The 1,951-nt window shown below is 47.4% G+C and carries 2 protein-coding genes; one reads left to right on the forward strand and one right to left on the reverse strand.

Annotated features, from left to right (window positions below; all coding sequences use genetic code 11):
* Window positions 1-138: 138 nt before the first annotated feature.
* On the reverse strand, window positions 139-1,044 hold the full coding sequence (locus ABD892_RS10880; RefSeq protein ID WP_345195664.1) for a YHYH protein: 906 nt from the start codon (window positions 1,042-1,044) through the stop codon (window positions 139-141).
* Window positions 1,045-1,250: 206 nt separating this feature from the next.
* Here ABD892_RS10880 and ABD892_RS10885 point away from each other — a divergent pair, with 206 nt between their 5' ends.
* Window positions 1,251-1,910, forward strand: coding sequence for a hypothetical protein (locus ABD892_RS10885; RefSeq protein ID WP_345195665.1), 660 nt, complete (start codon window positions 1,251-1,253; stop codon window positions 1,908-1,910).
* Window positions 1,911-1,951 lie beyond the last annotated feature (41 nt).

A 1,951-nucleotide genomic window follows, 5' to 3' on the forward strand; every position in this document is an offset into this window, starting at 1 on the left:
TATTTTGCCTGAAGAGCACAGGGGACGCTCTCTTCATTCAATTTAGCCTTACTTCTTCAGATCGTTAAGCGGGAGTTAAGGAACAGCGAGCTTTTCATTTAAGCCTGTTTTTAATCAATGCCTGTATCAGACATCACCTCAGAAACGGGGTTCCCGTATGGGGGGAGGCGGGCCATTATGTCGAGGATGACCCTGTGGGCGATTACCGGGGCGTTGTCTGCCCATGCCCCGTTTCCTGAACGTGTCATCCGGCGTCCCACGGAAGCAGCGTGGAACATAAGGGTAGTCAGTTGTGATGACATAATAGTAAGTGCCGTCGGGATACTCCGGTGTCACGCCGGTGCGGCCGTTGCACTCATCCAGGTCGCCGTGGCTTTTACGGTATTCGTAGTCGCGGTTATAGGTGCCGTCGTAGGGGCCGGCCGGTTCGTTGCTTTTCCGGTTGCCGGTTTTCAGCACATAGCTTGAGGTCAGCTCGCGGATACTGCTGCGGGGATTGTCGCTGTCTCGGTATCCATAACGGGCATAAATCGGAAAACCGTCGGCGGCATAGCCGATCAACGGTGAGTGTTGGTTGGGTGAGGTTTTTTCCAGCAGCCCATGGGGCAAACCGTGGTAGTGATAAGCGCCAGTGGGCTGGACATGGGCATTGTGATGATCCATACCCAGTTTACCCGGTACATTCAGGGCTTCCCTTCGCCAGCCAGTCGAACGATCATTTTTCCAGTATTCCGCTGAACCCGGGTCAAACGGTACGCCATTGATGGCGACGCCAAAGGTATAGCGACCGGTCGGCTGAACCCGTTCGGTGAGTTTGGGGTGAAGCGTGACGCGAAACTGGTAAGACTGTGCGCTGACACGGTGAGGGTTTCCCCGGTTGGGAAACTGGCCGTGATCGTGGTCAGGCAGGCCATTTGCCTTGATATAGCGATACTTGGAATTGTTGGAAATGCTGACTTCGTTGCTAGTGGAGGCGTGTGCCTTTAAGTTGAAAAGCAGTAAACCGACAGTCAGTAGGTTGATTACAAACTGGCGATAATGCATAGACTGGTAACCCCTTTTTATTGTTGGTGGTGTTAGCCAAGCAGGTTGGTTAGCTTGCTTCAAGCTCCAGATAATCAGGTGAGAAAGCAAGCGATGCGCTTTATATCACTACTGCACAGAGGGTGTGTAATTTTGTCAGTTTAGGAATTTTTTAACAAAGTACTTGTCTACTTCTTCATGAATTTTGGTATGAAGAGAGTAATTCTATGCAAATCATGAAGCGGTTATATTTTGCTAATGGCAGCTCTCATTATGGGGATAAATGTAAAGTTTATAAAGAATTGCAGGATGCTCATCGATGGCGTCAGTCAGGTCTTTTCATACAGCCAGGTTTAATTCAAAAGTATTTGCCTAAGGGAGGGCTGGGGGCGACTAATAAATCGTTATGGAATTATGGGATTAATCGTGAATGCGCCAGGGAAGATGTTTTTATACAACAGCAAAAAAACATTGGATGTACCATTGGTGTTTCTAATGTCGCTAACAGCCTGGGGGATGAAATTGTTTCCGTTGATATTTTACATGCCCTTTATGGTTTAGGGTACGCCGGAAATATCGTTGTTGTTTATAACTGTCCCTGCTGTGGACATATAGACGTTAAAGGAGACCCTCAGGATAAAAAACAAAAAGACGGCCCTAGGGAAGGGCATTATTTTAGGGCTTTGTTAAGGAGAGTTATCCCCTCATTTCTGACTCGATGGTATAACCGGTGGCAGCAAAGACGGGAATATGATGGCGCTATCAAAGCACTGCAGTTAGGCATTGATCGTTTAGTAAAAAACCGTGATGATTATCAGCGACTGGCCTGGAAACAAGAAACTTTACTAGGAAATCTGCGAGCAAGTGACTTTAAAGAAATGCAGTGAATGACAAATCATTAATTCACTATTATCCAGCATGAAACTGA

It is taken from the genome of Kistimonas scapharcae, assembly GCF_039540975.1.
Classification (GTDB): domain Bacteria; phylum Pseudomonadota; class Gammaproteobacteria; order Pseudomonadales; family Endozoicomonadaceae; genus Kistimonas; species Kistimonas scapharcae.

Bases quoted from the DNA above. Each gene is read 5' to 3' on its own strand.
- ABD892_RS10880 (WP_345195664.1), bottom strand. From the start codon at position 1,044: ATGCATTATCGCCAGTTTGTAATCAACCTACTGACTGTCGGTTTACTG.
- ABD892_RS10885 (WP_345195665.1), top strand. From the start codon at position 1,251: ATGCAAATCATGAAGCGGTTATATTTTGCTAATGGCAGCTCTCATTAT.